22 protein-coding genes and 1 riboswitch are annotated in these 26,430 nt (G+C 40.5%); of the genes, 8 read left to right on the top strand and 14 right to left on the bottom strand.

The window, feature by feature from the left end:
* Window positions 1-38 precede the first annotated feature (38 nt).
* Complete coding sequence (locus ACMX3D_RS08510; protein ID WP_482750988.1) at window positions 39-623, bottom strand: LURP-one-related family protein; 585 nt, start codon at window positions 621-623, stop codon at window positions 39-41.
* Between the two features lie 196 nt (window positions 624-819).
* Here ACMX3D_RS08510 and trmFO point away from each other — a divergent pair, with 196 nt between their 5' ends.
* The gene (gene trmFO / locus ACMX3D_RS08505; RefSeq protein ID WP_482750987.1) at window positions 820-2,139 is read left to right on the top strand and encodes an FADH(2)-oxidizing methylenetetrahydrofolate--tRNA-(uracil(54)-C(5))-methyltransferase TrmFO; all 1,320 of its coding nucleotides are present in this window, start codon (window positions 820-822) and stop codon (window positions 2,137-2,139) included.
* A gap of 35 nt (window positions 2,140-2,174) precedes the next feature.
* Here trmFO and ACMX3D_RS08500 read toward each other — a convergent pair whose 3' ends face one another.
* The 3 genes from ACMX3D_RS08500 to ACMX3D_RS08490 form a co-directional block, all read right to left on the bottom strand.
* The gene (locus ACMX3D_RS08500; protein ID WP_482750986.1) at window positions 2,175-2,714 is read right to left on the bottom strand and encodes a GAF domain-containing protein; all 540 of its coding nucleotides are present in this window, start codon (window positions 2,712-2,714) and stop codon (window positions 2,175-2,177) included.
* Window positions 2,715-2,944: 230 nt separating this feature from the next.
* Complete coding sequence (locus tag ACMX3D_RS08495) at window positions 2,945-3,637, bottom strand: uracil-DNA glycosylase (RefSeq protein WP_482750985.1); 693 nt, start codon at window positions 3,635-3,637, stop codon at window positions 2,945-2,947.
* Window positions 3,638-3,871: 234 nt separating this feature from the next.
* The gene (locus ACMX3D_RS08490) at window positions 3,872-4,951 is read right to left on the bottom strand and encodes a tetratricopeptide repeat protein (RefSeq protein WP_482750984.1); all 1,080 of its coding nucleotides are present in this window, start codon (window positions 4,949-4,951) and stop codon (window positions 3,872-3,874) included.
* 110 nt (window positions 4,952-5,061) lie between these two features.
* On the opposite strand from ACMX3D_RS08490, the gene ACMX3D_RS08485 reads away from it, so the two are divergent.
* Window positions 5,062-5,730, top strand: coding sequence for a class I SAM-dependent methyltransferase (locus ACMX3D_RS08485; RefSeq protein WP_482752305.1), 669 nt, complete (start codon window positions 5,062-5,064; stop codon window positions 5,728-5,730).
* Window positions 5,731-5,765: 35 nt separating this feature from the next.
* On the opposite strand, the gene ACMX3D_RS08480 is transcribed toward ACMX3D_RS08485, so the two are convergent.
* The 5 genes from ACMX3D_RS08480 to ACMX3D_RS08460 all read right to left on the bottom strand — a co-directional run bounded on the left by ACMX3D_RS08480 (window position 5,766) and on the right by ACMX3D_RS08460 (window position 11,875).
* Complete coding sequence (locus tag ACMX3D_RS08480; protein WP_482750983.1) at window positions 5,766-6,068, bottom strand: hypothetical protein; 303 nt, start codon at window positions 6,066-6,068, stop codon at window positions 5,766-5,768.
* Window positions 6,069-6,305: 237 nt separating this feature from the next.
* On the bottom strand, window positions 6,306-6,743 hold the full coding sequence (locus ACMX3D_RS08475; protein WP_482750982.1) for an NADAR family protein: 438 nt from the start codon (window positions 6,741-6,743) through the stop codon (window positions 6,306-6,308).
* Between the two features lie 394 nt (window positions 6,744-7,137).
* Window positions 7,138-10,335 (bottom strand): GAF domain-containing sensor histidine kinase, encoded by a 3,198-nt coding sequence (locus ACMX3D_RS08470; protein ID WP_482750981.1) that lies wholly within the window; start codon window positions 10,333-10,335, stop codon window positions 7,138-7,140.
* A 514-nt stretch (window positions 10,336-10,849) separates the two neighbouring features.
* Window positions 10,850-11,179, bottom strand: coding sequence for a DUF6464 family protein (locus ACMX3D_RS08465; protein WP_482750980.1), 330 nt, complete (start codon window positions 11,177-11,179; stop codon window positions 10,850-10,852).
* 201 nt (window positions 11,180-11,380) lie between these two features.
* The gene (locus ACMX3D_RS08460) at window positions 11,381-11,875 is read right to left on the bottom strand and encodes a hypothetical protein (protein WP_482750979.1); all 495 of its coding nucleotides are present in this window, start codon (window positions 11,873-11,875) and stop codon (window positions 11,381-11,383) included.
* Between the two features lie 129 nt (window positions 11,876-12,004).
* On the opposite strand from ACMX3D_RS08460, the gene ACMX3D_RS08455 reads away from it, so the two are divergent.
* From ACMX3D_RS08455 to ACMX3D_RS08445, 3 genes are all read left to right on the top strand, one after another.
* A complete protein-coding gene (locus tag ACMX3D_RS08455) occupies window positions 12,005-13,558 on the top strand; it encodes an FAD-dependent oxidoreductase (protein WP_482750978.1) in 1,554 nt (517 codons plus the stop codon).
* Window positions 13,559-13,580: 22 nt separating this feature from the next.
* Window positions 13,581-14,285: an actin-binding WH2 domain-containing protein gene (locus ACMX3D_RS08450; protein WP_482752304.1), complete on the top strand. Its 705-nt coding sequence runs from the start codon at window positions 13,581-13,583 to the stop codon at window positions 14,283-14,285.
* 413 nt (window positions 14,286-14,698) lie between these two features.
* Window positions 14,699-14,922, top strand: a riboswitch (cyclic di-AMP (ydaO/yuaA leader).
* Window positions 14,923-15,080: 158 nt separating this feature from the next.
* Window positions 15,081-16,346 carry a glycosyltransferase gene (locus tag ACMX3D_RS08445; protein WP_482750977.1) on the top strand — a complete coding sequence of 422 codons (1,266 nt, stop codon included), beginning with the start codon at window positions 15,081-15,083 and terminating at the stop codon, window positions 16,344-16,346.
* A gap of 235 nt (window positions 16,347-16,581) precedes the next feature.
* On the opposite strand, the gene ACMX3D_RS08440 is transcribed toward ACMX3D_RS08445, so the two are convergent.
* Window positions 16,582-17,259, bottom strand: coding sequence for an ATP-dependent Zn protease (locus tag ACMX3D_RS08440; RefSeq protein ID WP_482750976.1), 678 nt, complete (start codon window positions 17,257-17,259; stop codon window positions 16,582-16,584).
* 117 nt (window positions 17,260-17,376) lie between these two features.
* On the opposite strand from ACMX3D_RS08440, the gene ACMX3D_RS08435 reads away from it, so the two are divergent.
* Entirely contained in the window at window positions 17,377-17,814 is a 438-nt protein-coding gene (locus ACMX3D_RS08435; RefSeq protein WP_482750975.1) for a secondary thiamine-phosphate synthase enzyme YjbQ, read from the top strand.
* A 71-nt stretch (window positions 17,815-17,885) separates the two neighbouring features.
* On the opposite strand, the gene ACMX3D_RS08430 is transcribed toward ACMX3D_RS08435, so the two are convergent.
* On the bottom strand, window positions 17,886-18,563 hold the full coding sequence (locus tag ACMX3D_RS08430) for an SDR family oxidoreductase (protein WP_482750974.1): 678 nt from the start codon (window positions 18,561-18,563) through the stop codon (window positions 17,886-17,888).
* Window positions 18,560-18,721, bottom strand: coding sequence for a hypothetical protein (locus ACMX3D_RS08425; protein WP_482750973.1), 162 nt, complete (start codon window positions 18,719-18,721; stop codon window positions 18,560-18,562). Before ACMX3D_RS08425 ends, ACMX3D_RS08430 begins: the two co-directional genes overlap by 4 nt.
* 834 nt (window positions 18,722-19,555) lie before the next feature.
* On the opposite strand from ACMX3D_RS08425, the gene ACMX3D_RS08420 reads away from it, so the two are divergent.
* Complete coding sequence (locus ACMX3D_RS08420; RefSeq protein WP_482750972.1) at window positions 19,556-21,358, top strand: WD40 repeat domain-containing protein; 1,803 nt, start codon at window positions 19,556-19,558, stop codon at window positions 21,356-21,358.
* 398 nt (window positions 21,359-21,756) lie between these two features.
* Window positions 21,757-21,990 carry a hypothetical protein gene (locus tag ACMX3D_RS08415; protein ID WP_482750971.1) on the top strand — a complete coding sequence of 78 codons (234 nt, stop codon included), beginning with the start codon at window positions 21,757-21,759 and terminating at the stop codon, window positions 21,988-21,990.
* Window positions 21,991-22,212: 222 nt separating this feature from the next.
* Here the strand turns inward: ACMX3D_RS08415 and ACMX3D_RS08410 are convergent, their stop codons facing one another.
* Together ACMX3D_RS08410 and ACMX3D_RS08405 are read right to left on the bottom strand one after the other, a co-directional pair.
* Window positions 22,213-23,925 carry a diflavin flavoprotein gene (locus ACMX3D_RS08410; protein ID WP_482750970.1) on the bottom strand — a complete coding sequence of 571 codons (1,713 nt, stop codon included), beginning with the start codon at window positions 23,923-23,925 and terminating at the stop codon, window positions 22,213-22,215.
* Between the two features lie 289 nt (window positions 23,926-24,214).
* Complete coding sequence (locus ACMX3D_RS08405; protein ID WP_482750969.1) at window positions 24,215-25,933, bottom strand: diflavin flavoprotein; 1,719 nt, start codon at window positions 25,931-25,933, stop codon at window positions 24,215-24,217.
* Between the last annotated feature and the right edge of the window lie 497 nt (window positions 25,934-26,430).

Genomic DNA, 26,430 nt, shown 5'->3' with positions numbered 1-26,430 from the left:
ATGATTTATGAATTATTAATTTCTTTTGCTTATTTAGCCTAGCCACGATTTTTTTCTAGAAGCAGCATCATGATTAAACTTAACAAAATCTGCTGCTCTTCGCGATCGCTAATTTTATCCACAGCTTTAATGATAAATTTCCGTGACAAGAAAGTAGGAATTTTTTCCAAGCGCATCACTACACTACCATCAGCCCTGCTTACTAAATAAACAGGGTTGAACACATAGCCCGTAAATATCCCGATAATGGGAATTTCAGCAAATAAAGCATCAGCAATTTTCACCCAAGGATTTTTCTCTTGGATAGTTAAATAAGTACTGTCGCCATCAAAAATGTCATAACGCGCTCGCCAAAGAGATTTTAAACCCCGGCGTTTTACTGCACCGATATTTGTACCGTTAGTGTCGCTAAATTCATAGCGGGCTGAAAAGTCAATAATGCGATCGGCTTTAATGTAGTATAAAGGTGAAGTTTGCTCAGCATCAGCAAAAATTGTAATTGCTTCTTTGAGCTTAAAAAGTTTCTGTTTAACGTAGAAAACTAAATTACCCTGAGCATTCACAATAGAGATTTGCGGCGATAATGCCCAAAATTTAAAGGTAAGCTCCAACGGATACTGCATAATTAAGTAGAAACAACAAAGTTGATTGCTCTATTAATCCCAAAACCAGTAAATAACAAACAATTACGTAAATAATTTATACAAATTGATACATTACTTTATTTAAACGTTTATGCTACCGCGTTCTGCGCGTTGTTAATGATGGCAAGAGAGTAAGATACAAAAAGAAGATGAACGCAGACGAATGCAGATGATTATGGAACAACAACCGATACAAGTAATTGGAGGTGGACTAGCTGGAACAGAAGCAGCATGGCAAATTGCCCAGGCTGGAATACCTGTGATTCTGCATGAAATGCGCCCCTTACGCTTCAGCCCCGCCCATCACACAGAACATTTGGCAGAGTTGGTTTGTAGTAATTCTTTTGGGGCAATGGCAAGCGATCGCGCAGCTGGATTACTGCACGAAGAACTGCGACAATTAGGATCTGTTGTCATATCTAAAGCTGATGAACATGCGGTTCCGGCTGGTGGGGCGTTGGCGGTAGATAGAGGCCAATTTGGTCAAGATTTAACCCAAGCTGTATCGCAGCATCCTTTAGTAGAATTTCGGCGTGGTGAGGTAAACGCTATCCCCGAAGGCATTGTGGTGTTAGCAACCGGGCCACTAACTAGTCCCGACTTAGCAGAAGACTTGCGCCGCTTCACCGGGTTGGAGTACATGAGCTTTTTTGATGCGGCTAGTCCCATTATTGTGGGCGAATCAATTAACCGTGATATTGCTTTTATGGCATCGCGTTATGACAAAGGTGAAGCCGCTTATCTTAACTGTCCGATGAATAAAGAACAGTATTTGCAGTTTTGGCAAGCACTGTGTCAAGCAGAACAAACAGAACTGAAAGACTTTGAACGAGAAACAGCGAAGTTTTTTGAAGCTTGTTTGCCGATTGAAGAACTGGCACAACGGGGAGAAGATACGATGCGTTATGGCCCCCTCAAGCCAGTGGGTTTATCAGATAGCCGTACTGGGGAACGTCCTTACGCGGTGGTGCAGTTGCGCCAGGAAGATAAAGCTGGACAACTTTGGAATATGGTAGGTTTTCAAACTAACCTGCGTTGGGGTGAACAAAAACGAGTCTTTCAACTTATCCCTGGTTTAGAAAAAGCAGAATTTGTGCGGCTGGGAGTCATGCACCGCAATACTTTTATCAATGCGCCGCAACTGATGCAGCCGACTTTACAATTTAAGCAACGTCCCACTTTATTAGCCGCTGGACAGTTAATTGGGACTGAAGGCTATACCGCCGCCGCTGCTGGTGGTTGGTTAGCAGGAACAAATGCTGCACGGTTGGCTTTGGGTAAAGAACCGTTGATTTTACCGCCAACTACAATGTTAGGAGCGTTATTGGAATTTATTAGTTCGGCTTCACCTAAACATTTTCAACCAATGCCGCCCAATTTTGGGATTTTGCCAGACTTAGGGGTCAAAATTAAGAATAAACAAGAGCGTTATGGACGTTACCGCGATCGCTCTTTGAGTGACTTAGCTAACTGGAAAGTAAAACTATCTGAGTAAGAAGTCAACAGGCAGAAATTTCAAACTTCAGACTTTTAACTTCCTAAAATATTAGAGTCGGTAGCTAAAGTTCTGGCTGCTGTTTGCATTAAGTTGAGATCTACTGCCGACCAAATACGCGGTGCTTGACATTGATGCGCCACTAATAATCCCCACAAACCTTTGGGTACTAAAATAGGGACTACCAAGTTGGCACGCACCTGGATGCTTTGGAGAAATTCTCGATGACAACTTTCCAGGGATTCTGTATCAATATCAGCGATCGCTCTCACCCTACCAGCTAAATACAATGCTGCCTGTTCATCAGTAAAACAATTATCTTGCCCTGTGGAACCTAAAATAGAATATTTGTTGGAACTTAAGGATTCAAAAGTTACCTGGCCATGCCACTGCCAATAGAAGTAATATAAAACGACGCGATCGACCTGAAGGGATTCTCTCAGTTGATTAGTCGTTTGTCTAATCAATGCATCACGCCGCATTGTTCTGACAAGACGCTCTAAAACTCTTCGCAACCCCTGCTCAATAGGTTGGTTTTCTCTGGGGTCAAATTCTGGGTGAGAATGAATTTGCACAGTTCCACTAATTACGAGTTAAGGCAAGTCTGTAGCAATTCTATAGCAATTTATCAAACACCTGGTTAAAAATCAGCCAGGATGGATGTTATTGATTTGATGAATATTAAATTAAATCTAATTTAGATTATTTCTGATAATTTTAGAATACAAAGTTTTTCATTATCAACCGTATTTTTTTGCATAATTGATAAGATAAATCTAAAAATTTAAGATTTATTTAAACTTTGTTACTCTAGATTTGAGGTACTCTTCTTAATCTCATCATACTTGGCACGCACTGCCTGGATATCTTGCCACATCAACCATTTCGGACTGCCTTTTTCTTTAGAAGGGTTGCGCAATAAGTAGGAGGGATGAAAAATTGGCATACACAAACGACCTTCCCACTCTATCCATTGCCCGCGAATTTTTGTAATTCCCTGCTTTTCGCCAGTTAATCCTTTAAGTGCCGTTGCACCTGTTAACAAAATAATTTTGGGGTCAACTAAGCGAATTTGTTCTAATAAGTATGGTAGGCAAGCCGCCATTTCGTTAGGAGTAGGAACCCGATTATTAGGCGGTCGGCATTTATTGATATTGCCAATGTATACATCATGCTCGGTAGTTAAATTTACAGATGCCAATATTTTCTCTAGCAGCTGCCCAGATCTACCGACAAATGGTAAACCTGTTTCGTCTTCGCTTTGTCCTGGTGCTTCTCCAACAATCATGATTGGGGCTTTGAGATTACCACGCCCGACTACAGCATGAGTGCGCGTTTGTCCCAATTCACAACGCTGGCACTGGTTGCAGTGCTGTGCCAACTCGGTTATGTTGGTGTATGTTCCCGCAGGAATGGGAATTTTGGCATCTGTGGGAATCAAGTCTTTTTGGTTAAAATTAGATTCTTCAAAGAGACTAAGTTGAATGTCGCTGCTCATGAAACTACGCTTGTTGGGATCAGCACCTGATGTTGAATTTCAGTAAAATCTCGCTAAATTTGTTTGTTGCTGAATACTGAAATTGGCACGAGTTCCATTGTAGCAGCGAATTTAAGTCATGATAAAAGCGATGCGCTTCAGAAAAATATGTTACACATCTAAAATCCCCAAGCTGCATCCCTTTACAGGTGCAGTCAATCTAAAATCTAAAATCCAAAATCTAAAATTATTTGCCTATTGCTGATATTGCATGGCTTTAGCATAATCACCCAAGGCATAGCAAGCAACTTTGAGACTGGCGAGGGCTTGTTCTTCAATCCGACGATCTTTAATACTTCTAGCTAAGAGTAAGCGTTGTTCATAATATTTAATTGCTTTGTTGTAGTCTCCCAGAGCTTCACAAGTAACCCCTAAGCTGCCTAGGGATTGTTCTTCACTACGCTTGTCTTTTAATTCTCTGGCTAGTTGCAAACGCTCTTCATAATAAATCATGGCTTTGCCATAATCACTGGTAGCATAACAAGCATTGCCTAAATTCTTGAGTACCTGAATAGCGCTACGAGGGTTGTTGAGGATGCGTGCTACTTTGACACACTGTTCATAGTAGGCGATCGCTTTGGGATAATTGTCCAAAGCATACCAAGCATTACCCAAATTTTTTAGTACTTGTTCTATACCCCAGTTATCTTGGAGTTCTTGCACTAGTTTTAAGCTTTGCTCTTGATATTCAATTGCCTGCTTCAAGTTGCCAGCTGCTTTATAAACTAATCCTAGGTTATTCAATGCAGCAACCTGACTCCGCTTATCTTGCAAGGCGCGGGTAATTTTTAAACACTCTTCTAAATATTTAATTGCTTGGTTATGGTCGTTCAGGTGACGGTAAGCATTACCCAAATGGGAAAATGCCTGCATTTGTATAGCTAAATCAGGTGTCTCCTTTTTCAAGGCTAAACACTGTTTGGCATAAGAAATCGTACTTTTATAATCTCCAGAAGCGTAAGTGACTACTGCTAACAAAGATAGTGCCTGCTCTTGTTGTTGGATATCTCCAACTGCCTCAAACAACTCCAAAGATTTTTGCAACGACTTTAAAGCAGCCAGCAGTTCTCCAGCTTGTTGTTGTTGCACTCCTTGGCGCAACAGTTGAGATGCTTCCCATAACTGAGCGTTGCTTTCTTCCGCAAACATCTCTTCTGCCGCATTTTGGTCAAATTCATGGGTAATGGTATTGCGCTTGATTGGCGTAAAGTTATTTGCAGGCACTGGCGCAGGAGAGGGATTTTTAAAGTTATTTTTCCATTCACCGTCTGACATTGACCAATTCCCGTTAAATAGGCTAATGAATCAAGTGTTCCCAAAATCAATGTTTATCTTTCATCTAGAACCATTACTCTAGTAGTGACGATTTAACACCAAAGTTGATGATGGAAAGAGTCCTGGAACCAGAAGTAATGGACACTTGGGAAGAAGCCATTGATTATGATGCAATGGATTTTACTGAGGTCAATACAGCTTTTGCCAAAGAAGCGATCGCTCTTTGTCCTAAAGAACAGTGCTTAGTGTTGGATGCTGGAACTGGTACTGGCCGCATTCCTGTTTTAATCTGCCAAATGCGTCCGCAATGGCAATTTACCGCCATTGATTTAGCCGAGAATATGCTGCGAATTGCAACACAACATGTGCAGCAGGCTGGTTTGCAACAACAAATTCGCTTGGAAGTGGTAGATGCGAAACAGTTACCTTACGCAGCGGAAATGTTTGATTTGGTTATTTCCAATAGCTTGGTTCACCATCTACCTGATCCTTTGCCATTTTTTCAGGAAATCAAGCGTGTCACTAAACCCAACGGTGGTCTTCTCATTCGTGATTTATTACGCCCAGTGGATGAAATGAGCATAAATGCTTTAGTGGCCAGCATTGGTAAAGAATATAATACCCATCAGCAAAAATTGTTTTGTGATTCTCTCCACGCTGCTCTTACACTAGATGAAGTGAATCAGTTAGTTACCAGTGTGGGTTTAGCTGGAGTAAAAGTTTATCAATCAAGCGATCGCCACTGGACTGTTTCACGAAGTTGTAATTGTTCTACCTGATCAATTCAGCCAAACTTGATCTCTACTACCAATACTTATCGATTCATGGGAATTTTTGTATTCCACACTTGTTCAAATTCTGCTTTCGTAATCCCAAATTCTAGAATATCTTCTTCATGTATTTGTTTATCACATAACATTCCGTAATTGTCTACAAAGTGGCTACTGTCATAAAATAACACGTTGCCGTTTTCGTAAACTTCTATTTGTCTAAGAGGATAGAAATCGTCACCAATTTCGAGAAAGTAGGTGCTAGTACCCCAAGCATCGTACTCTCCTCCGAGGCTTTCGTCCCAAAACCATTTACAATATTTCTTGACTTTGGTTGATAAGAGCATATTTTTTCCTCCTTTCTTTCCTCCTTTCAGGGCTATTTTTTTTAAAATTAAGTTTACAAAAAATTTGCTTTTCGTAATTCTAATTAAATATTTATCAATAAATTTTTTGGAAACACATTTTGACTAATCATTATTTGCAAATGTCTGACCCCTGATGACTTAACTTTTGATATCTGCAAGGGCTAACATTAACAGCAATTAGTTTATTTTAGCGTAATATTCTCAACTTTTGTGCCATCATCTTAAGCGTAGTATATCGCGCACTTCCATTAAAATGATGCCTAACATATTTTTCCCACTACCATCGGCTCCACAACCCCAATAATAATCAATAGGCGAGTTTTCTACAATTTCTGTATCACCTGTGCTTAGTAAAATTTCCCTGATATCTGCATGAGTCTCAAATTTGCGTAGCACTGCTTTCTTCATAATACTGTCTTTGACTTGCTCCCAATCTTGGTGCAAAGGACGGCTTCTTTCTCGTCCCATTTTTGCTGCTTCTTTGGGGGTTTTGGCTAAGCGAATTTGTTCTAAATGAAATGTACCTGTAAACTTTTGTGCTTGAAAATAATGTTCGCTAGTATACCAATATAAATCATCCAACATAAATCCGTGGGCTGAAAAGTTGGAAAAGCAGCCATATTGTTCACGGGTGCTGTAAAAATAGATAGTCATTACATTAGTTTTAGATACAGTGTGTTAGCAATTATTAATAGCACTTCCTTTTAAATTTGACAAAATTAGACAAAAACATATTTATTTAATCTATGATACTTTAGTTAACAGATTTTTTGATTGGCAAGGCGATCGCCACCCTTGTTAAGATGGTTGCTTAAAACGCTAACTAAAATTTATTAAGACATCGCCTACCCTACATTTATTGAAAATTGTGCAAGATATCACTCGTAAAAAAAGATAGTTTTTTATAAAAAACTATCTCTAATTGCCTTGCAAGACAAAAATAGGAAATGCAAAACCTGATATTCAATTTAATAATTTAGGTAAAGCACGACAGGTAGCTATGATTGATTGGAATCATCTTACAAAAATTACTACTTTGTTTGTTTGATTATTTTTGGTCTGATGTATTAACTTTAGCTACTAATTTTCTATTTGTTGCTTGAGAAATTGGTAATTCAACTACAAACTCTGAGCCTTTGCCGAGTTCAGAGTGGCAATATATCTTGCCGTTATGTTTATCTGTGACAATTTGATAACTAATAGAAAGCCCTAACCCTGTACCTTTGCCGACAACTTTAGTAGTAAAAAATGGATCAAAAAGTCGAGAAAGAACTTTTTCTTCCATACCAAGTCCGTTGTCAGCAATCCGAATAGAGATCCAGTCTTTATTGAGTATGGAGGTAGAAATGCGAATTTCATTGGGTTTAGCTGCAACTACTTCGGGAGCAACTTGTGCGTTTCGCTCTTCTAACGCATCAATGGCATTAGATAGCAAATTCATAAATACTTGGTTTAATTGACCAGGGTAGCATTCTATTAACGGTAAAGAATCATAATCTTTGCTGACATGAATGGTAGGGCTATCGGCTGAAGGCTTCAAACGATGTTGTAAAATCATCAACGTACTGTCTATGCCTTCGTGAATATTTGCTGTTTTAAAATCGGCTTCATCTAGGCGCGAAAAATTGCGCAAGGAAGTCACAATTTCGCAAATCCTTTCACTACCAACTTGCATAGACTGAAATAATTTTGGTAAATCGTCAAATAAAAAGTCGATTTCAGCTTTCTTGAAAAACTCTTGGATTTCAGGTGCAGCATTAGGATGATAATGTCGATAAAGTTCTACGCAGCGTAATAAATCTTGCGTGTATTGGTGAGCGTGTTGCAAGTTACCGTAAATGAAATTAATTGGATTGTTAATTTCGTGAGCAACTCCAGCTACTAATTGCCCCAAACTAGCCATTTTTTCTGCGTGGATAATTTGCATTTGGGCAGTACGTAATTCATTAAGTGTTTGCGCTAGTTGATTTGCTTCTTCACGAGTTTGCCCCAGCAAACTGGATTGTTGAAATAAATTGGCTTGACGTAGAGCAACACTAATTTGAGCTGCCACTTGGCTGACGAATTCTAATTCTTCTTCTTCCCAATGACGTGCATGGGTGCATTGGTGAATACACAATAATCCCCACAGTTCATCACCTTCCATCAGTGGCACAACAATCTGCGCTTTCACTTGGAAGCGTTCAATTACATCCAGATGAGGCACTTTAGAACCAATGCTGTTAACATCAGAGATTACTTGTATTTCTCCTTGACGATATTGCGGTGCGAACTGGTCACCGAAGCAATAGTCTTGCACCTTCACAGATAAAGCAGAATCAAACTTGGGTAGTACGTCTTCAGCAATAAATTCACCACTGCAAAAACCAACATCAGGGTCAAAGCGGAAGATACCAACTCGGTCTGCTATGAGCGATCGCCTAATTTCCTGTACTGTAGTTTTCAGAATTGTTTCTAAATCTAATGATTCGCGAATTTTGACAACTAAATCAAATAAGATTCGCCGCTGTTCTGCTGATTGGTGCAATTCATCAGCGCGAGTCTGAACTTGAGTCATCATCTCTGAACTTTGCAGTGCCACTCCCAGTTGGCTGGCAACTTGTCCCAAAAATTCTACTTCTACGTTATCCCAATGGCGCGGTGCAGAGTGTTGATAAGCTGCCAGCAAGCCCCACAGATTTCTGCCGACAAAAATCGGGGTCAATACATAAGCACGAATTTTGAATTGCTCTAAAATGTCCAGGTGACAGCGCGAATGTCCGGCTTGGTAGATATCGTCAACAGCAAAATTTTCGTTGTTGCGGTAGCGTCCACCTTTGCTTTCTTGCAGGTAGGTATCTTCCCAAACGAGGTTTTTGCCAAAGGGGTTGATGCTATCCCACTGTGCCTCAACCATGCCAAAATGACTGACGAATTCGCCACTCCAATCTTCATTAAAGCGGTAAACCCCGACTCGCTCGACTCGCAGCATTTTACATACTTCTTGGCAAGTGGTTTTCAAGATTAAATCAATATCTAGGGAGGAGCGAATTTTCCCCACTACTTCTGTTAATGCGCGTTGCCTGGCGATCGCATCTTGCAAGGCAATTGCTTGTTGTTTTGATTGAGTTAAATTCTCGGCTTGCTGAATTGCAACACCTAATTGCGCCCCTACTTGTCCCAAAAACTCAACTTCGTAATTTACCCATTGGCGTGGCCCAGAGTGTTGATAAGCTGCAATCAGTCCCCAAAGTTTTGGCCCAGTGAAGATAGGGGCTAGGGCATAAGCCCGAATCTTGAATTGTTCTAGAATGTCGATGTGACAGCGTGAGTGACCAACTTGATAAATGTCATTGACCACAAAACTTTCGTTATTACGGTAGCGTCCACCTTTAGTGTCTTGCAGGTGAGTATCTTCCCAAACGAGATTTTTACCAAACGGATGAATTCTATCCCACAGCGGCTCTACCATACCGAATTGGCTGACGAATTCGCCGCTCCAGTCTTCATTAAAGCGATAAACTGCCGCCCGCTCTAGCTTTAAGAGTTTGCAGAGTTCCTGACAAGCTGTGTCAAGAATAATGCCAGTATTTACAGAGGAGCGAATATTCCCCACCACTTCTGTTAATGCACGTTGCCGAGCGATCGCATCTTGCAGTTCTGAGGTACGTTGCCTGGTTTGTTCGAGAATTTCTGCTTGCTGCATAGCCACGCCGAGATGACTGGCAGCTTGCGCTAAAAATTCGACTTCGTTAGCATACCATTGCCGTGGAGCAGAGTGTTGATAAGCGGCTAGTAAACCCCACAGTTTTGCACCGATAAAAATAGGCGCGATCGCATACGCTCGAATCTGAAACTGTTCTAATACTTCAACATGACAACGAGCGTGACCTGCATCATAAATATCAGCCACAGCAAATGGTTCATTTTTGCGATATCGCCCTCCTTGAGTTTCTTGTAAATAAGAATCTTGCCACACTAAGTTTTGTCCAAAAGCAGTTAGTGCATCCCAAGGTGCTTCAGCAAAGCCCAAACTATTGATGAAACTACCACTCCAGTCAGGGTTGAACTGGTAAATTGCTACACGCTCAATCTTTAACTGTCGGCAAATATCTTGACAAGAAGTTGAACACAAGGATTCTAAGTTCACAGTGGCTCGAATTTTAGCTAGAATCCTCGCTAATATTTTTTGGTATTGAACTGAAAGCTGTAGCTGTTTATGACATTCTTGTAATTGCTGTGACCCATCATAATCGTTTATTGTCATAAATTGTAGAAAAATGAAATACTTATTTTCAGTGTTCCCTGTTTGACTTTTTGAATTACAGGTTGCAACGAAAACCAAGTATGCCTTGAGGAGGATTTTTCTTGTTTTTACAAGACTTTTAGTGTTGGAGAGCGAATTTTATATCTTTACAAAAAAATTACAAATACTTAATTTTTTTGAACAATAGACTTCTTGCACAAATGTTAGAAAACAAGAATTTTAAGCCTCACGCAGAGGAGGACACTTGCGTCGGCGGGTTTCCCGACTTGAGCAAAGTGTCCGTCGCGCAGAGACGTAGAGAGTAACGAGAAATTATTTGTTTAACAGTTGATAATGAGATTCATGCAAGAGACTCCATGAGTTGTACTCACAAGGAACAATGAAAATACCTCTTCCTGTTCCCTGTTCCCTATTTTTAAGGCAAGTCTAATAGTGACCAGCTTAATTAATTCTGTCTCCTGACTTCTAGCTTCTCAATTCTGCTTCAATCTTGGTCAAGTTGAAATTTTTATCTTTAAGCTTGTTCACTACCACTCAATTCTTTTGACTCGTAGTAACGGCAACCTTGACAAGGGCCACAAGGGTTAACAGCACAACGGATATAGCCAGAACGAGCGTTAAATTTGCAGCTAATGTCACCAATGAGATAGCCTACACCTTCTAAGTAGTAGCGATCGCCATCCATTGGTCTGATGTTTTGTCTACCCCGTGTCCCTGAAAAATTCATGGCTGCTTGTCTCAGCTGCGCCCGTGTTCGTAAATGGGTTTTACGGATTAACCACAGGGAAAACAGGGACGGTAAAAAACCAACGGCAATCACCAAAAGTGTCTTTATATTTAACACCTTCTTTCTACCCCTTTTATGCGCTGATTGATTGATCGTCCCAGATATTACATTCTAGTTGTTGCCAGAATGCAAATATTCGGGCGTTTCGCTGGATTGCAGTAGTGTGGCATCTAGTGCTATGGAAAAAGTACTAGTGCCACTTCAATCAGCATAACCGTTACAACCGATGGGGTGAACTAGGGTTTAATTTTCATAACTTTAAGATTTGTTGATGAGCGCCCCCAAGAAAAAGGTGTTTGTATCAGCATCAGCCTGATCTCGGTTTTTTCTGCGTCGCTGTGCTGCTAATCTTTTGTTTTTACTTTGTTGTCTGAGTTTCTGTGCTAGTGATGCGGCTTCTCTTTCGGCTCGGAATAAATCAACTTTTCGCGTTGTCAGAATTAACGATTCATCTGACTTTTGTTTCACCCAGGGAATACTGACTGTCAAATACTTGCACACGCTTTTGCGCGATTTATTCTTGCCTTGCAAATAATTGATTTGACTGTTGATGGCACTGGCTATTGCTTTCAACTCAAGAATCTCAGCTTCTAACTCTGCTGCCATTTGATTGATGGTTTGGGCTTGTGCTACTAAACGCTCCCAGCCACTAATCATCTTTTCCTTTTGCGGTTGTAGGGGGATGATTGCAGGCTGTGATAAAGGCGCGGTGCGTAAGATGGAACTGTTGTAACTGAGTTCGATTTTTTTCATAGTTCCTCTGCTAATACTACTGAGCTTGTTAGGCATTTTAGTAGTATTTTAGTACATATGTACTAAATGTAAATTAAGAATTCCGCAAAGATACGATCATAGGTAGAAACTCTGCGGGAATTCACAATTATGTCTGGTTCACTAACTGAAGAAATTCTGTCTCAACTTCCTGGTGATGTGTTGCGCGGGTTGCGTCGCACTGATGAAATCTTGACATCCATGAGAGAGAACACTGCACCAATACCAACATTAGTTCAGGAAAGTCAACAACATCTAAGTGATGTAGACTGGGATGCGATTATTTGTGGCGGTACTTTGGGCATTTTAATTGGTTGTGCCTTAGCTGTACGCGGATTACGTGTAGCGTTAATTGAGCGGGGAATATTGAGAGGGAGAGAACAAGAATGGAATATTTCGCGCCAAGAGTTAGAAGTATTTTTGCAATTAAACTTGCTGACAAATGAAGAGTTAGAAACAGCGATCGCTACTCAATATAATCCAGCGAGAGTCAGCTTTCATCAGGGAACAGAAGTTTGGGTAGAAAATGTCCTCAATATAGGCATAGATCCTGTGTATCTACTAGCAACATTAAAAAATAAATTCCTGGCGGCTGGCGGAAAGTTATTTGAAAATACACCATTTACTGAAGCAGTTGTTCACCCAAATGGCGTGATAGTAAATAACCAATTTAAAGCTAAATTACTCATCGATGCGATGGGACATCTTTCTCCCATCTCTCAACAAGCACGGCGCGGCAAAAAACCTGATGCTTTGTGTTTAGTTGTCGGAAGTTGCGCCCAAGGTTTTCCGGAAAATCAATCTGGCGATTTGTTGTTATCCTTTACATCCTTGCAGAATCAGTGCCAATACTTCTGGGAAGCTTTTCCAGCAAGAGACGGCAGAACCACCTATCTATTTACCTACATGGATGCACATCCAAAACGCTTGAGTTTAGAAAATTTATTTGAAGAATATCTGCACCTGCTACCAAAATATCAGGGGGTAGAATTGCAAAATTTACAATTTCAACGGGCGTTGTTTGGTTTCTTTCCCACTTACCGAGAAAGTCCACTCAAAACACCTTGGAATTGTATCTTACCAGTGGGAGATAGCAGTGGCAGTCAATCGCCTTTAAGTTTTGGCGGTTTTGGCGCAATGGTGCGTCACTTAAAGCGTTTAGCTTTCGGAATTGAAGAAGCACTGCAAACACATCAATTATCTGCAAAAGATTTGGCACTATTGCAACCATATCAACCAAATTTGAGTGTGACTTGGTTATTCCAAAAAGCGATGAGTGTGGGTGTAAATCAAAATATCAACCCAGAGCAAATTAATCAGCTGCTTTCGGCTGTATTTCAAGAAATGCAAAACCTGGGTAATCCAGTTCTCAAGCCATTTTTGCAAGATGTAGTGCAGTTTTCTGCTTTGACACAAACACTAATTAAAACTGGGTTATCTCATCCAGGATTAGTTGCCAAGATAATTCCGCAAGTTGGTTTAGTAAACTTACTCGATTGGATGGTGCATTACGGAAATTTAGGTGTTTACACTGCCTTGTTTCATCTTAGTCCAATGTTAGAAACATGGATTAAGAACCAACCAAATCAACAACAATATTATTGGCATCGTTTGGTGGATGCCTGGAAGTATGGTTCTGGTGCTGATTACTGTGATGAAACTTAAATAATATGTGTGTGAGGCTCACATAATGGAACGGAAATCTGTAGGTATTAAATACTTTGCTGTGTTGATTGGCTTATTGCGCGATCGCCAAGGTTTTTTAGAAGAAGTTAGGCAAGGAGTTAGATTACCAAGTAAGATAATTTCTCTGCTAGTTTGTAGTTCTATATTTATTGCTATCTATGGAGCAATTATTGGTTCTTCTCATAGTTGGATGCAAGCTGTTTCTTCTGCTGTAAAACTACCAGCACTGTATTTAATTACCTTGCTAATCTGTCTACCCACACTGTTTTTTTCTAATATTATCTTTGGTTCCAAGCGGACTTTTGGACAACATTTCATCCTAGTACTGACAGCGGTTGCCGTTACGAGTGTTCTGTTATTTAGTTTTGCACCAATTACTTTGTTTTTCTTACTCACCACCAATAACTACCAATTTCTGATTTTATTAAATGTCATTATCTTTAGCATCACTGGATTTATTGGGATTTCGGCTTTATACCAAGCAGCAACTTTCGTTATTGAACAAGAAGATGATGGTAGTAAAACTCGCCAGAAAATCTTACAATGTTGGCTATTTCTCTATGCTTTTGTTGGCAGTCAACTTGGTTGGACACTGAGACCTTTTTTTGGTTATCATGAGTATCCCTTTCAACTGTTCCGTGAAAGAGAAGGTAATTTTTATTTAGCTGTAATTCAAGCGATTGGCCATCTCTTGGGTATGAATTAGTTAGTTATGGAGTATAAATGATACGGTGTAATCATTACCTTACGGCTTTAAGTATAGGACTACTATTTGATTAAAAAAATCAGTAGATCTGGTTTCCTTCTTTCCTGTTTTCCGTTCCCTATTCCCTGTCTATACAAGTGATTCAGGAATCCAATCGGATTACTATATCTCAACATCAAACACGGCAAATAGAGTGTAAGCACAATTAGCGCAATACACTACAAACTAGATAATCAGGGTGTGTTATTTGTAGCTAAACGCACCCTAATTTTATTTGTCAACTTATCATTCAACAACTAGTTGACGTATTCCTAACGACAGTTTTTTTATTCAGCCTCTTGACTAATGTCATAACAACAAGTTAAGGTTCTAAACACAACTTCATCAGTCTGCTTAATTCAAGCTATCTATCAGATAGATATTCGTTTATCAAGATAGTTGGAACGGAGGAACCAATTTTGGGGCGTATCTTCTTGCAGGATGAATCTTAAATTGTGAAAGATGAAAGATAAAGACTGAAAACGTTATTTCATACTTTATACTTTACACTTCATACTTTAGAGTTAATCCTCAAAAAGAAGGACATCTCTCAGTCCTAGCCCGTCAGCTAACTTCGTAGGCATTGAGAGGAGACTATACGAGCAGCATTCTGACAAGAAATGCTTTGTTCTCGCAAGTGTCCTTGGCTGGTAACTTTACGCTTCGATCTGCCCTCGGCTCTTAGGATAAGCTCATATTTACATGATTTATCGCGTCTGCGGCAGAAATTTAGTTGCCTAGAGGTGAAACTTAACTATGTACCAGGATAAACAGCATCGCATTGCCCTCATTTCTGTTGATGGCGATCCTGCCATCGAAATTGGTCAAGAAGAGGCCGGGGGTCAAAATGTATATGTGCGTCAAGTAGGTTATGCACTAGCAAAACTTGGTTGGCAAGTGGATATGTTCACCCGGCGCAGCAGTTATGAACAAGCGGCAATTGTACAACATAGCCCAAATTGTCGTACTATTCGTCTAAAAGCTGGCCCCGTTAAATTCATGGGACGAGATGTTTTATTTGACCATCTCCCAGAATTTATTGCAGAATTCCAGCGATTCCAACAGCAGCAAGGCTTCCAATACTCTTTAATTCATACCAATTACTGGTTGTCTTCCTGGGTAGGTATGGAATTGAAAAAGCTGCAACCACTGATGCAGGTGCATACCTACCATTCTTTAGGAGCGGTCAAGTATAGAAGTGTTGATAATATTCCTTTGATTGCTACCCAAAGATTAGCAATAGAAAAAGCCTGTTTAGAAACTGTAGATTGTGTAGTCGCTACCAGTCCGCAAGAGCAGCAACACATGCGGCTATTAGTTTCTAGTAAAGGGCAAATTGAAATGGTTCCTTGTGGTACTGATATTGAGAAGTTTGGCAAAATTCCACGCTCGGTTGCTAGAGAAAAGCTAGGCATTGCCCCGGATGCGAAAATGGTTCTTTATGTTGGTCGATTTGACCTTCGTAAAGGCATTGAGACTTTGGTGAGAGCCGTTGCTCAATCTCAGTTTCGGGATGGTGGAAATCTGCAATTATTGATTGGTGGTGGTAGTCGTCCTGGTCAAAGTGATGGAATTGAACGCGATCGCATTGCAAATATCGTGACAGAATTAAATCTGGAAGACTGTACAACATTTACTGGTCGCCTAGATGATGCAGTCTTGCCTTTCTACTATGCTGCTGCTGATGTTTGCGTAGTACCAAGTCACTATGAACCTTTTGGTTTAGTGGCAATAGAAGCAATGGCAAGTCAAACTCCTGTTGTGGCGAGTAATGTTGGCGGCTTACAGTTCACAGTTGTACCAGAAATCACTGGGTTACTCGCACCGCCAAAAGATGAAACTGCTTTTGCCGCAGCTATTGACCGCATCCTCGCTAACTCGGCTTGGCGAGATGAGTTAGGTATAGCTGGACGACAACGAGTAGAAATTGCCTTTAGTTGGGACAGTGTAGCAACAAGACTGACTCAGCTATATACTCGTCTGCTGGCTCAACCTGAAGCGAAACCGCAGATTGCTGCTTAGTTGAGTGCTGAGTGCTGAGTAAAGTAGAAAGTATTCACTACTAACCTGATAGGAATTATGCTTGGTATCTTCTAGAGTATTGATTCAGTAATCAAAAACCTAACCCCCTAACCCCCTTCCCTAGTAGGGAAGGGGGAAGCTCAACTCCCCTCTCCGCTTCGGAGAGGGGATGGGGGAGAGGTTCTTCCATGATTACTGAATTGGTGTTCTAGGCTGTCTTCTAACTCAGCACGCTTCATTTTGCACTAGCGATCGCACTTTGACATTCTGCCACAGAAGCACGTTGTTGCATTGCTTGGACTAAGGCTTCGTAACTAGACCAATTTTCTTCTAAAAGAGTCTTGGCTTGCAGGACATGAAACCGCTGTTTTTGCTGAAAAGCTGACTCTGCAAAACCGACTATTTTTAATACTTCTGCCAGCTTATTTTTATCATCACCGCCACCTTCGGCACGTTCAAATACCAAAGCTTCCGCTGCGATACCAGCCATCCACATTGTGCAGTAGCGGTCTAGCATTTGGGCGCTGATGGAACCTTTTTCTAATTGTGCAGCTAACTCACCGTCATTGAAAGCCACACCACCTTGTCCAGGTTGTCCCTTTCTCCAGGCTTCCCAGGCGCTGAGGGTATAGCCAGTCACGGGAATACCCAGCAAGTGAGCCACCAAAAAATGTCCCGCTTCATGGTGGATAATGCGATTGCGGTGTTCACTAGAAAATCCAGCAATCCAATCTAATAAGATAGTTCCGCCCTTTCCTTGCAAGCTGAAACTGTCTAAGGTGGCAATTCCCAAAATAGCGAAGGTGGCTAGTGCTGGTACTGTTGGCGATAAGTTAATTAATGGCCCCAGCAGTACCGATAAAGTCATCAGAAAGACTGATATGGCTACTAAATTTAGGGCTGTTTGGCTCATTTTGAGTTTTTAACCATAGCTTAATCTTTCTTAATTATGTGGCGATCGCTGCAAATTTGAGTAGTAAACTATTTTTGTTCCCACCCCTACACTTTACACCCCTGTGTTTCTAAAAAAATGCCCATTATTCATCAGTTAATCGAAATTGCAACTGAGCCAGGAATTAATATTCACAACATCACACCACAAATCAAAGATTTACTTGCTCAAACATCAATTAAAAACGGACAAGCTTTAGTTTTTTCGCGCCACACAACTACAGCTTTGGCTATTAATGAGTATGAAGTCAGATTATTAGAAGATATCAAAGTTTTCTTCAATAAGTTAGCACCAGCATCAGACCGATATTTACACAACGATTTACATTTACGAGATGTTCCTGATGATGAGCCGATGAATGCTCATTCTCATTTGCTGGCAATGATGCTAACTACAAGTGAAGTAATTCCGATTGTGGATGGAAATTTAGCTTTAGGTACTTGGCAATCTATATTATTTGTGGAATTAGACGGGCCACGTCAACGCACTGTATCGGTGCAAATTTCTGGCGAATAAATGTGTATAGTAAGTGGGGAATGGGAATTTAATCAACTATAATTTAACACCTACTCCCCACTTGATAAGAATTAATCCAAATAAAATTCGCTAAATTCTAGTTGTCCGAATAGCATATTTTTATCTACGGCTGACAAAATTTTATTATTAGCATGAGGGCTATTTAAACAACGACAAACTAATTGCGCTACATCTGCACGATGGATGCTGCCAACAATACGTGTGTCTTCGGTTAAAATCCCATTGCCTGTTGCAGGTTCAGATTTGAGGCCTCCAGGACGGATAATAGTATAGGTGAGTCCACTAGCGATTAAATATTGTTCGGCTTTGTCTTTTTCTACTAAAACTGCTTGAAGTGCAGCTAGTGCTTGCGGCGATAATGCGCCAATACTATTACCAGTGCCAATAGAAGTTACTAAAATAAACTTTTGTACTCCTGCTTTGACTGCGGCATCAATCAGATTTTTATTGCCAAGATAATCTGGTTTTTCTGTGTCTGTTGGTAAACCGCCGATGGTACTAATTACAGTATGGATAGGTTCATTGGTGATGATTGCTGCTTCCACATCGCTAACCTTCACCGCATCACCGAAAACTACATCAACACCAGTTGCTTTTAGTTCAGCAGCAGCAGATTCATTTCTCAAAAGTGCTTTAACCTTGAGTTGTTGCGCTGTTAGACAGTTGGCAATTTCTCTACCAACACCACGACTTGCCCCAGCTAGAAAAATGTATGATGCACTTGTCATATACAATTTTGGATAATTAATTGCTGAACTACTAATGACTTACGCTCAAAGGATTTTATCAGAGGACGAGAAGTATTTAGCAATTGTTGCAGTTTTTGAGATGATTCTGCGTGTTGGCGAACATGAGTATTGATAAATAGAGTAATGATTTCTGCCATTAGCAGATGGAATTATTTTTTGGGTTGAGTGCTGGCAAAGTCAAGAAAGTATCTGGCGGTGGTGGAATAATAAAAGTATTTCTACTTAAGTCTGTCGTAGGAAGTATTTTATTCGGCATCATGCGAATCTAGACAATAATATCTATGGAGTCAGACAGATGATGAAAAAATCACCTCTTTGTTTAAAAACAAAAGTCGGTGATGATAACTTTGATTTATAGTTGAAAATTCAATAAGTATGAATATGCGATCGCAGTAACTATCTTGTACTAAAAAAGACGATTATTTATAGTTTTTGGTGTACACAATTCCCGAAAATCTTGCTGTCAAAATTATAGAATTTGCCTCAGTTTTGATTTGAGTAACTTTGCCAATAATCTGCAAGTTCTTCTTAAATCATACTCGTCTTTACAAAATATTACTGTTTCTCTAGAAACAGTATCTCATTCTCTAATTTAGTTAGAATTATTGGACATCATTTAAACATATCTCTCTCATACCAATTTTAGATTTGAGATTATAAAATAAAAGTCTGGACAAAAAGACTCTTACAAAAATCTCAAAGAAAACTGCTGATCCCAAATTGGTATCAATTAGATCATTGTAAGCTGTTGTACATCGAAATTGCACATTTTTTCGGGTTGATTGTTAACCTTTAACAGTCAAAAGTCAACAGTCAATGAACCGAGGGATTGATTTAAGCGAAGTTTACACACTGAATTTTACAGATACATATTCATAAATGTGTTCTGTTAGACTGCGAAGATTACCGAATTTTTATTTTACTAGAAGTTATAAACTTGAGTAATTACGTTGATATAGCTTACCGTAGGTATGCAACATTGTGCCGCTGGAATGCAGATGGATTGGATTAGCTTACTCAAAGCTCAGCAAGCTGATTTCCTTCAACGTGTTAAAAAACCTAAAACTTACGACTTATCTTTACTAGATAGTCAAGTCAAAGGTTGTCACAGTGAAATTATGGCGTTTTGGGGTGATTCATTGACCAAAATCCAAGAATTTTCGCGCCACCAAGCGGAAATTCTCGCCAAAAATCCGCCGCCGATACCGCCAGAATATCCTGAACCTCCTGACTGGGTGATTCCGTTCCCGAAACACTTTCAACAGCAAGCAGAAGATTATCTTTTGCGAGAGCAAATTGTTGAGCAAGTGATGGCGGAACGGCTGGGTAAGTTAGTGAAAAAGTTGCCGCAAGACACCATCCAAAATATGGTGTTAGATGATGAAGGCAATTTACGTGGTGAAAGTAAATTTACATACTTTCTTGCCGATAATCCGAAACTGAGTGTGCTAGTTTATGCCGCAGATGGGGAAAGTTTTAACGGTATAAAGAAAGATAAAATTAGGTGGTCAGTCACTCAAGATGATTTACGCAATCATCAAGTATTAATTTTTCTGTGTCTGTTTTATCCATCTACAGGTAAATTAGGATACGAAAAGCACGCAGTAGTTGCTGGCTTTTTGCCTAGTAATCAACTGGAATTTTCGGAAACTAAATCCTATGTGACTCCCAGTAACTTGTTATACGCGGGAGGGTTAAGTTGGTATTTAGAGTCACTAACAGCTAAAAAGACTACGAAAAAAGATATATTGCCCACAGTTGAAGAACAAGCGATCGCCGAAACTATTCAGATTGTCTCATCAGACCATCCCCAAAAGGAAATCATTGGTGATTGGGAATGTTGGCAGACATTAAAAGGACACACTCAAGGTATTTATTGTCTTGATTTTGCTTCCCGCTGCCACAACAGTCATGTTATGCCAATTTTAGCCAGTGGTAGTCGTGGGGAAACAAGACTATGGGATTTAAGCAAAGGTGAATTAATTGATACGTTATCTGAATATCCTTGGATAGCATCTGGGTTAGTGGATGATGTGAATTCTATTGCCTTTAGTCCTGATGGCCATACCTTAGTCAGTGTTGGGGCTGACTCAACGGTGAAAATTTGGCATGTCGGCGCACCAGAATTAATCGATATTCTGCACAAGCATAATGGAGTGGTGCGATGTGTGGCCTTTACTCCCGATGGGCGAATGGTAGCCACTGGTGGAGATGATCGAAAAGTTCTGTTTTGGGATTTAATGGAACGTCAGGTAGCGATCGCTCTTTCTTTAGATGATACAGCTGCCCATGCTCTAGCCTTGAGTCCAGATGGAAAAACCTTAGTTACAGGTAGTTACCGCAAAATTAAAGTCTGGAAAACAGCCCAACTTTCAGAATGTAAAACCCTACAAGAAATCGAACCACTGCATAGCTTAACAGGACACTCTCACGTTGTACGTTCCTTAACAATCAGTGCTGATGGACAATGGCTAATTAGTGGTAGCTGGGATCACACAATTAAAATCTGGCATTTAGAAACAGGCAGATTAATTCGTACCCTCAAAGGACATACTGATCGAGTATATGCGATCGCTCTCAGTCCAGATGAGCAAATTATCGCCAGTGGTAGTGCCGATAAAACCATTAAACTTTGGCATTTCAACACCGGAGAATTGCTAGGTACATTTACAGGCCATAGCAATATCGTTACAGCCTTAGCCTTTACAAGTTCCGGCGATATGTTAGTTAGTGCGAGTTTGGATAAAACCATTAAACTTTGGCAACGCAGTTAATAAATTGCCCTCATTCAATGGGCATTACATTTGTGTCATATATTTTAGTAGTTTTGTGGGATGAGCAATTTGCTTATCCCACAATTAATTTATTGCTGTGCTTCTATCTATAGTACTAAGTTTAATAGTATTTATTCTACATATAGTAGGACGATGTATCGTCTGTGTCCTGATTAAACTACAGTCAATAAATATTCGGGCAAAGAATACCAATTCAACAAAATAATGCAATATATATCAGCAGTAATGGTGCTACATATTTGCACTATTACAGATGATTTATACTTTGCAAATACTTTTTGAGTTGGTAGAAAATTCCCGATTTAAAACAGTGTAAATTTTTTGTTCCGTTACTGTATTTAAAACTGACCACAGTACTCAAAACGGAGGTAGTCATCATGAGTAATAACTCTACTTTACTCCAAGAATTAGACACTGATGCCACCGAATTAATCAGTGGTGGGCAGCAACGTCCTAGAGTTTTATATGCTTGTTCCAGAGACCGATATGTCACAGATTATCGGGGCGATTTGTGGTTCCGAGGTAGAAGGGCTTGTCGTCCGGTAGACTACGATCAAGCTCCTAGAAGAGTTCAACGAGAACTAGAGAACTTTAGAGGTAATTTTGATTAACTCACTTTCCCGTTCTCTTATTGGAGATAGTTAATTAGTAGGGTGAGCATTAAATGCTAGATTTCAGGTTTATTTAGGTTTTTTAGAAAATGCTCACCCTACAAATACTTGTTTCTGAATTACTATAGGTAACGGAACAAAAAACAGCCAGTGCTGCCTAAAAAATTTCAGCACTGGCTTTTGTTGTAAATGCCGCAGGGCGGTTAGGGAAAAAGGAATGAATTAGTAATGAGTACCTGTTTTGCGATGATTAATCGCTGTGACTGCATCCGGTTTAATTAATTTACCGTTGTCAACAGTGGCATAAACTACCCAGTGGTCGCCACATTCCATGCGTTGCTCAACAGAACATTCAACGTAAGCTAGAGCATCGGTCAGAACTGTGCAACCATTTTCAGCAGCAGTAGTGCCAAAGTTAGCAAATCTGTCTTCTCCCGGTGCAAAGTTCTTGCGGAAATGCTTCATGTATTCTTGCTGGTTTCCTTCAGCCAAGATATTTAAGGCAAACTTACCGCCAGGATACATGAGCGATTCTATAGCGCGTTCTTTGGCGATCGCTACAGTTAAACCAGGCGGGTTAAAGGTGGCTTGTGATACCCAAGCACCCAACATCCCGGTAGAAACATCACCGTGCTTGGCGGTGATGACACAAACTGAACCGACAATGCGACCGACGGCTTGTTCTACAGGGGTAGCAGCTTGTTGAGGTACGCGGATTTTTCTCGCTTTTTTCAAATTTTGGGCAAAGTCTGTACCCAGTTCTTCACAGAATTTGAGGGTAACATCGTCAGGTTTGAATTTAACTTTCAAAGTTTCAAAACCAAAGCGATAGCCTGCATCTCGCAATTTACCTTCAATCATCTCAACGGCTTCGCCACTCCAGCCGTAGGAACCGAAGACCCCGGCGACTTTGTTGTTATCCCCAACTTTCAGGACAATACCCAAAGCGGTGTGAATGGGTGTGGGTGCATGACCACCAATGGTAGGCGAACCGATAAGGAAACCATCTGACTTTTCTACAGCAGCCTGAATTTCATCGGGGCTGGCAAATTCGCAGTTGATAGATTGAACTGCAACACCGCCTTTGGTTAATCCGAGAGCGATCGCTCGTGCTAATGTGGCAGTATTACCGTAAGCTGAGGCGTATAGTAGGGCAACAGAAATTTCTCTATCTCTTTGAGAACGACTCCAATCTGCATAAGCTTTAGTCAGTTCAATTAAACTGCTGCGAACTATCGGCCCGTGACCAACAGCATACATTCTTACTTGGAAATCAGAGATTTTTTCTAAAGCAGCTTCGACGTGCTTCGCTTGGGGAGCCATCAAACAGGTGTAGTAGTAGCGTTGGTCTTCTTTGATTTGTTCCCAGTTATCATCAAAGATTTCATCACCGCAGATATGTGCGCCGAAAAGTTTATCGGTGAAGAGAATTTGAGTTTGTTGGTCATAGGTGCAAAGACTTTCCGGCCAGCGAGGGTTGGGAGTGGGGAAGGATTTCAGCACATGACCCTTGCCTAAATCTAGAGTTTCTTTCCCCCGCATCACCAAAATATTTAAAGAATCATCTGGGAAAGCTGCCTTTAAATTATTTGCACATGGAAGGGAACAAACAAAGGTAATTTGAGGAGCCTGTTCCAACAATGTTTTTAAGGTTCCCACCCGGTTGGGGCTAAAATGTCCCAGGATGACGTAATCTAATTTTTTCAAATTAATGGTCTGCTGCAACGCTTCCAAAAAAATTGTTGTGAAGGTATCAGCAGGTGGGTCAATAATCGCAGTTTTATCACCTTCAATTACATAGCAATTAGAGGTTGTACCTCTTTCTAATGCGTACTCAATTTCAAACCGCAAACGTGACTGACTACGCGCTCTAATAACTTTGGTGTTTGTAGCAATCGGTAAAACCTGTACGTCACGGGGCTTGGAATCGCTCATAGGTGTTGGTTGATGTTGAGATAAAAAGGGGAAAAAGCGAGCTTTAACGGATTGAATAAAATCTGGGAAAGACATGATGAAGTATGAAGTGTGTAGACACCCTTTGGGTGGCTTCCCGCAGGGTAGTGTGAAGTATGAAAGTGAAGTTTGAAGTCTGAAGTGTGAAAAATAATTGATGCAGTAAATGGCAGGTGAATCAGGTACAACTTTTCAGAAGAAAACCCTATCCTCTGTAACCTGTCACCTGTTACCCTCTTCAGACTTCATAATTCAGACTTCAGACTTTAATTTAGTAGTAATTACCGACTTTGCGATGGCGGATAGCAGTTAATCCATCGGGTTTGGAAACACGACCTTCTTGGACGGTGCAATATAAAATCCAGTGGTCGCTGCACTCCATACTGCTTTGCACTTCACATTCCATGTATGCAAGCGCATCGGTCAAAATGGGTGAACCGTTTTTCGCTGTTTGGGTTTTCACACCTGCAAATCTATCAGCACCGGGATGTAGACGCTTGAGGAATTGCTTTTTCAGTTCTTGATAGTTGCCTTCTTCTAAGACGTTGAGGACAAAGCGATCGCCTACTTGCATTAAAGCATCAATGGCGCGGTCTTTGGCAACGGCAATTGTAAATCCTAAAGGTTGTAAGCTGGCTTGGCTGACCCAAGAAGCCAACATCGCACTGCTAACATCACCTTTTTTAGTGGTGACGATATACAATCCGTTGCTAATTCTTCCCAGGGCTTTTTCCATGTTCACATCAAGGGCTTTGATTTGCTTGATGTTACGTTCGCGGGTGACTGCTTGCCCTAAGTCTGTGCCGGCTTCTGTACACAATTGATATGTAGATGCAGAAGGAGCTTGTTTAATCCGAATGGCTGGGAAGGCTTCTTTCACACCGGAGTCGATGAATTTCCGGCGTAAGGTATCAACAGGTTCATCATCTCCACCAAAGCATTCAAATAAGCCAAAGAATTGTTTGTCTTTCGCAACTGCAAGTAAGGAACTAATTCCAGCTTGGGCGGCGACAGAGGTAGAAGGGGGCATACCAATGATAATGCCAGCTGCTCTACCTGCTAATTCTTGAATTTCTTGTACTTCGGCGGTGCTGATGTCAATCATTTCTACACCAACGCCAGTTTTTTGAATTCCTTCCGAGATGGCTTGACCAAGGCGATCGCTATAACCATAATCAGAAGCGTAGAATAAGCCAACGGTGGTTTCGGCTTTGGCTTGTCTTTGACTCCAGTTTTGATAGCACTCAGTCAGAATATCCAGATGATGATAAAGTAAAGGCCCATGACCGTTAGCGATGATTTTAATCTTGCCCAGTTCGCCCATACGCTTCATCGCATTCAGCAGCGATCGCGCGTTTGGCCCCATGAGACAGTCATAATAAAATCTAAAGTCAGCCTCGATCGCTTCTAAATCTTCATCAAAGGTGCGATCATCACAAAAGTGCATCCCAAAGGCATCGCAAGTATAGATAGTTTGGGTTTTGCGATCATAACTAAAGATAGTGTCAGGCCAATGCAAGTTAGGCGCACTCACAAATTCAATTTCGTGACCTTTGCCAATATCGATGCGATCGCCACTTTTCACAATCCGCTTGGAGAAAGGATCGTGTACCAAACCTTCCAAAAATTGCAAAGCTATTTTAGAAGCTAAAACAGTGGCTCGCGGTGCTAATTGCAACACATCTTCTACTAAACCGCTGTGGTCTGGTTCTGTGTGGCTGACAATAATGTAATCAATAGTCTTGGGGTTGACGATACTTTTGAGCGTGTCTAAATACAATTGACGAAACTTCTGATGGGAAGTGTCAATCAAAACTGTTTGTTCGCCCCGAATTAAATAGGAATTGTAAGTCGTACCGTTTTGCAATCCGAATTCGATATCGAAGCGATCGCGATCCCAATCAAGACAGCGAATCGCCGTAGTATTTGGGGCAATTTCTACAGTTTGGACAGTGAGCCGATGCTGAACATTTTCTGCGATCGCTACCATTATTCGTCTCCGAGAGCAAATCTTTAGTAATCTTTCTCTGCCCCCATTGTGCCGCCAAATGAATTTTAAAGTTGTAATGAAGACTATTTTTCAAAAAATTGAAGTTGTATCAATTATTACTGTTTTTCAGCATTCTTTTTAACGCAAAAAATACCTTAAAAATCCCTATTTATCAAGGTATCAAGTCTTAAATGTTGATATTTCTTGGCATAATTTAAAATCCCTAACATATCATACATAACTTGTTTTTCCCTGACAATATTTCCGTAAAATAAGCATCAACTTCATGACCGTTGTATCTAAAATCAGAGTATGCTGTACAGATAATCTCGTATTTACTTTTAAAACAGTATATTAATCTCACATAACAAGCGCACTGCTATGCGATTTGCTATTCTTCCGGATACAGAAAGTATTTAGATGTATATAGAAATAGTAGTAGATGCACCCTTATTAATTTATAGCCCCCAGCTAATAGCTGAGGGCTTTTATTTATA

The sequence above is a fragment of the Anabaena sp. TISTR 8404 genome (assembly GCF_056847745.1).
Note: the sequence above shows the minus strand (reverse complement) of the source record. Positions and strands in the feature narration are given on the sequence as shown.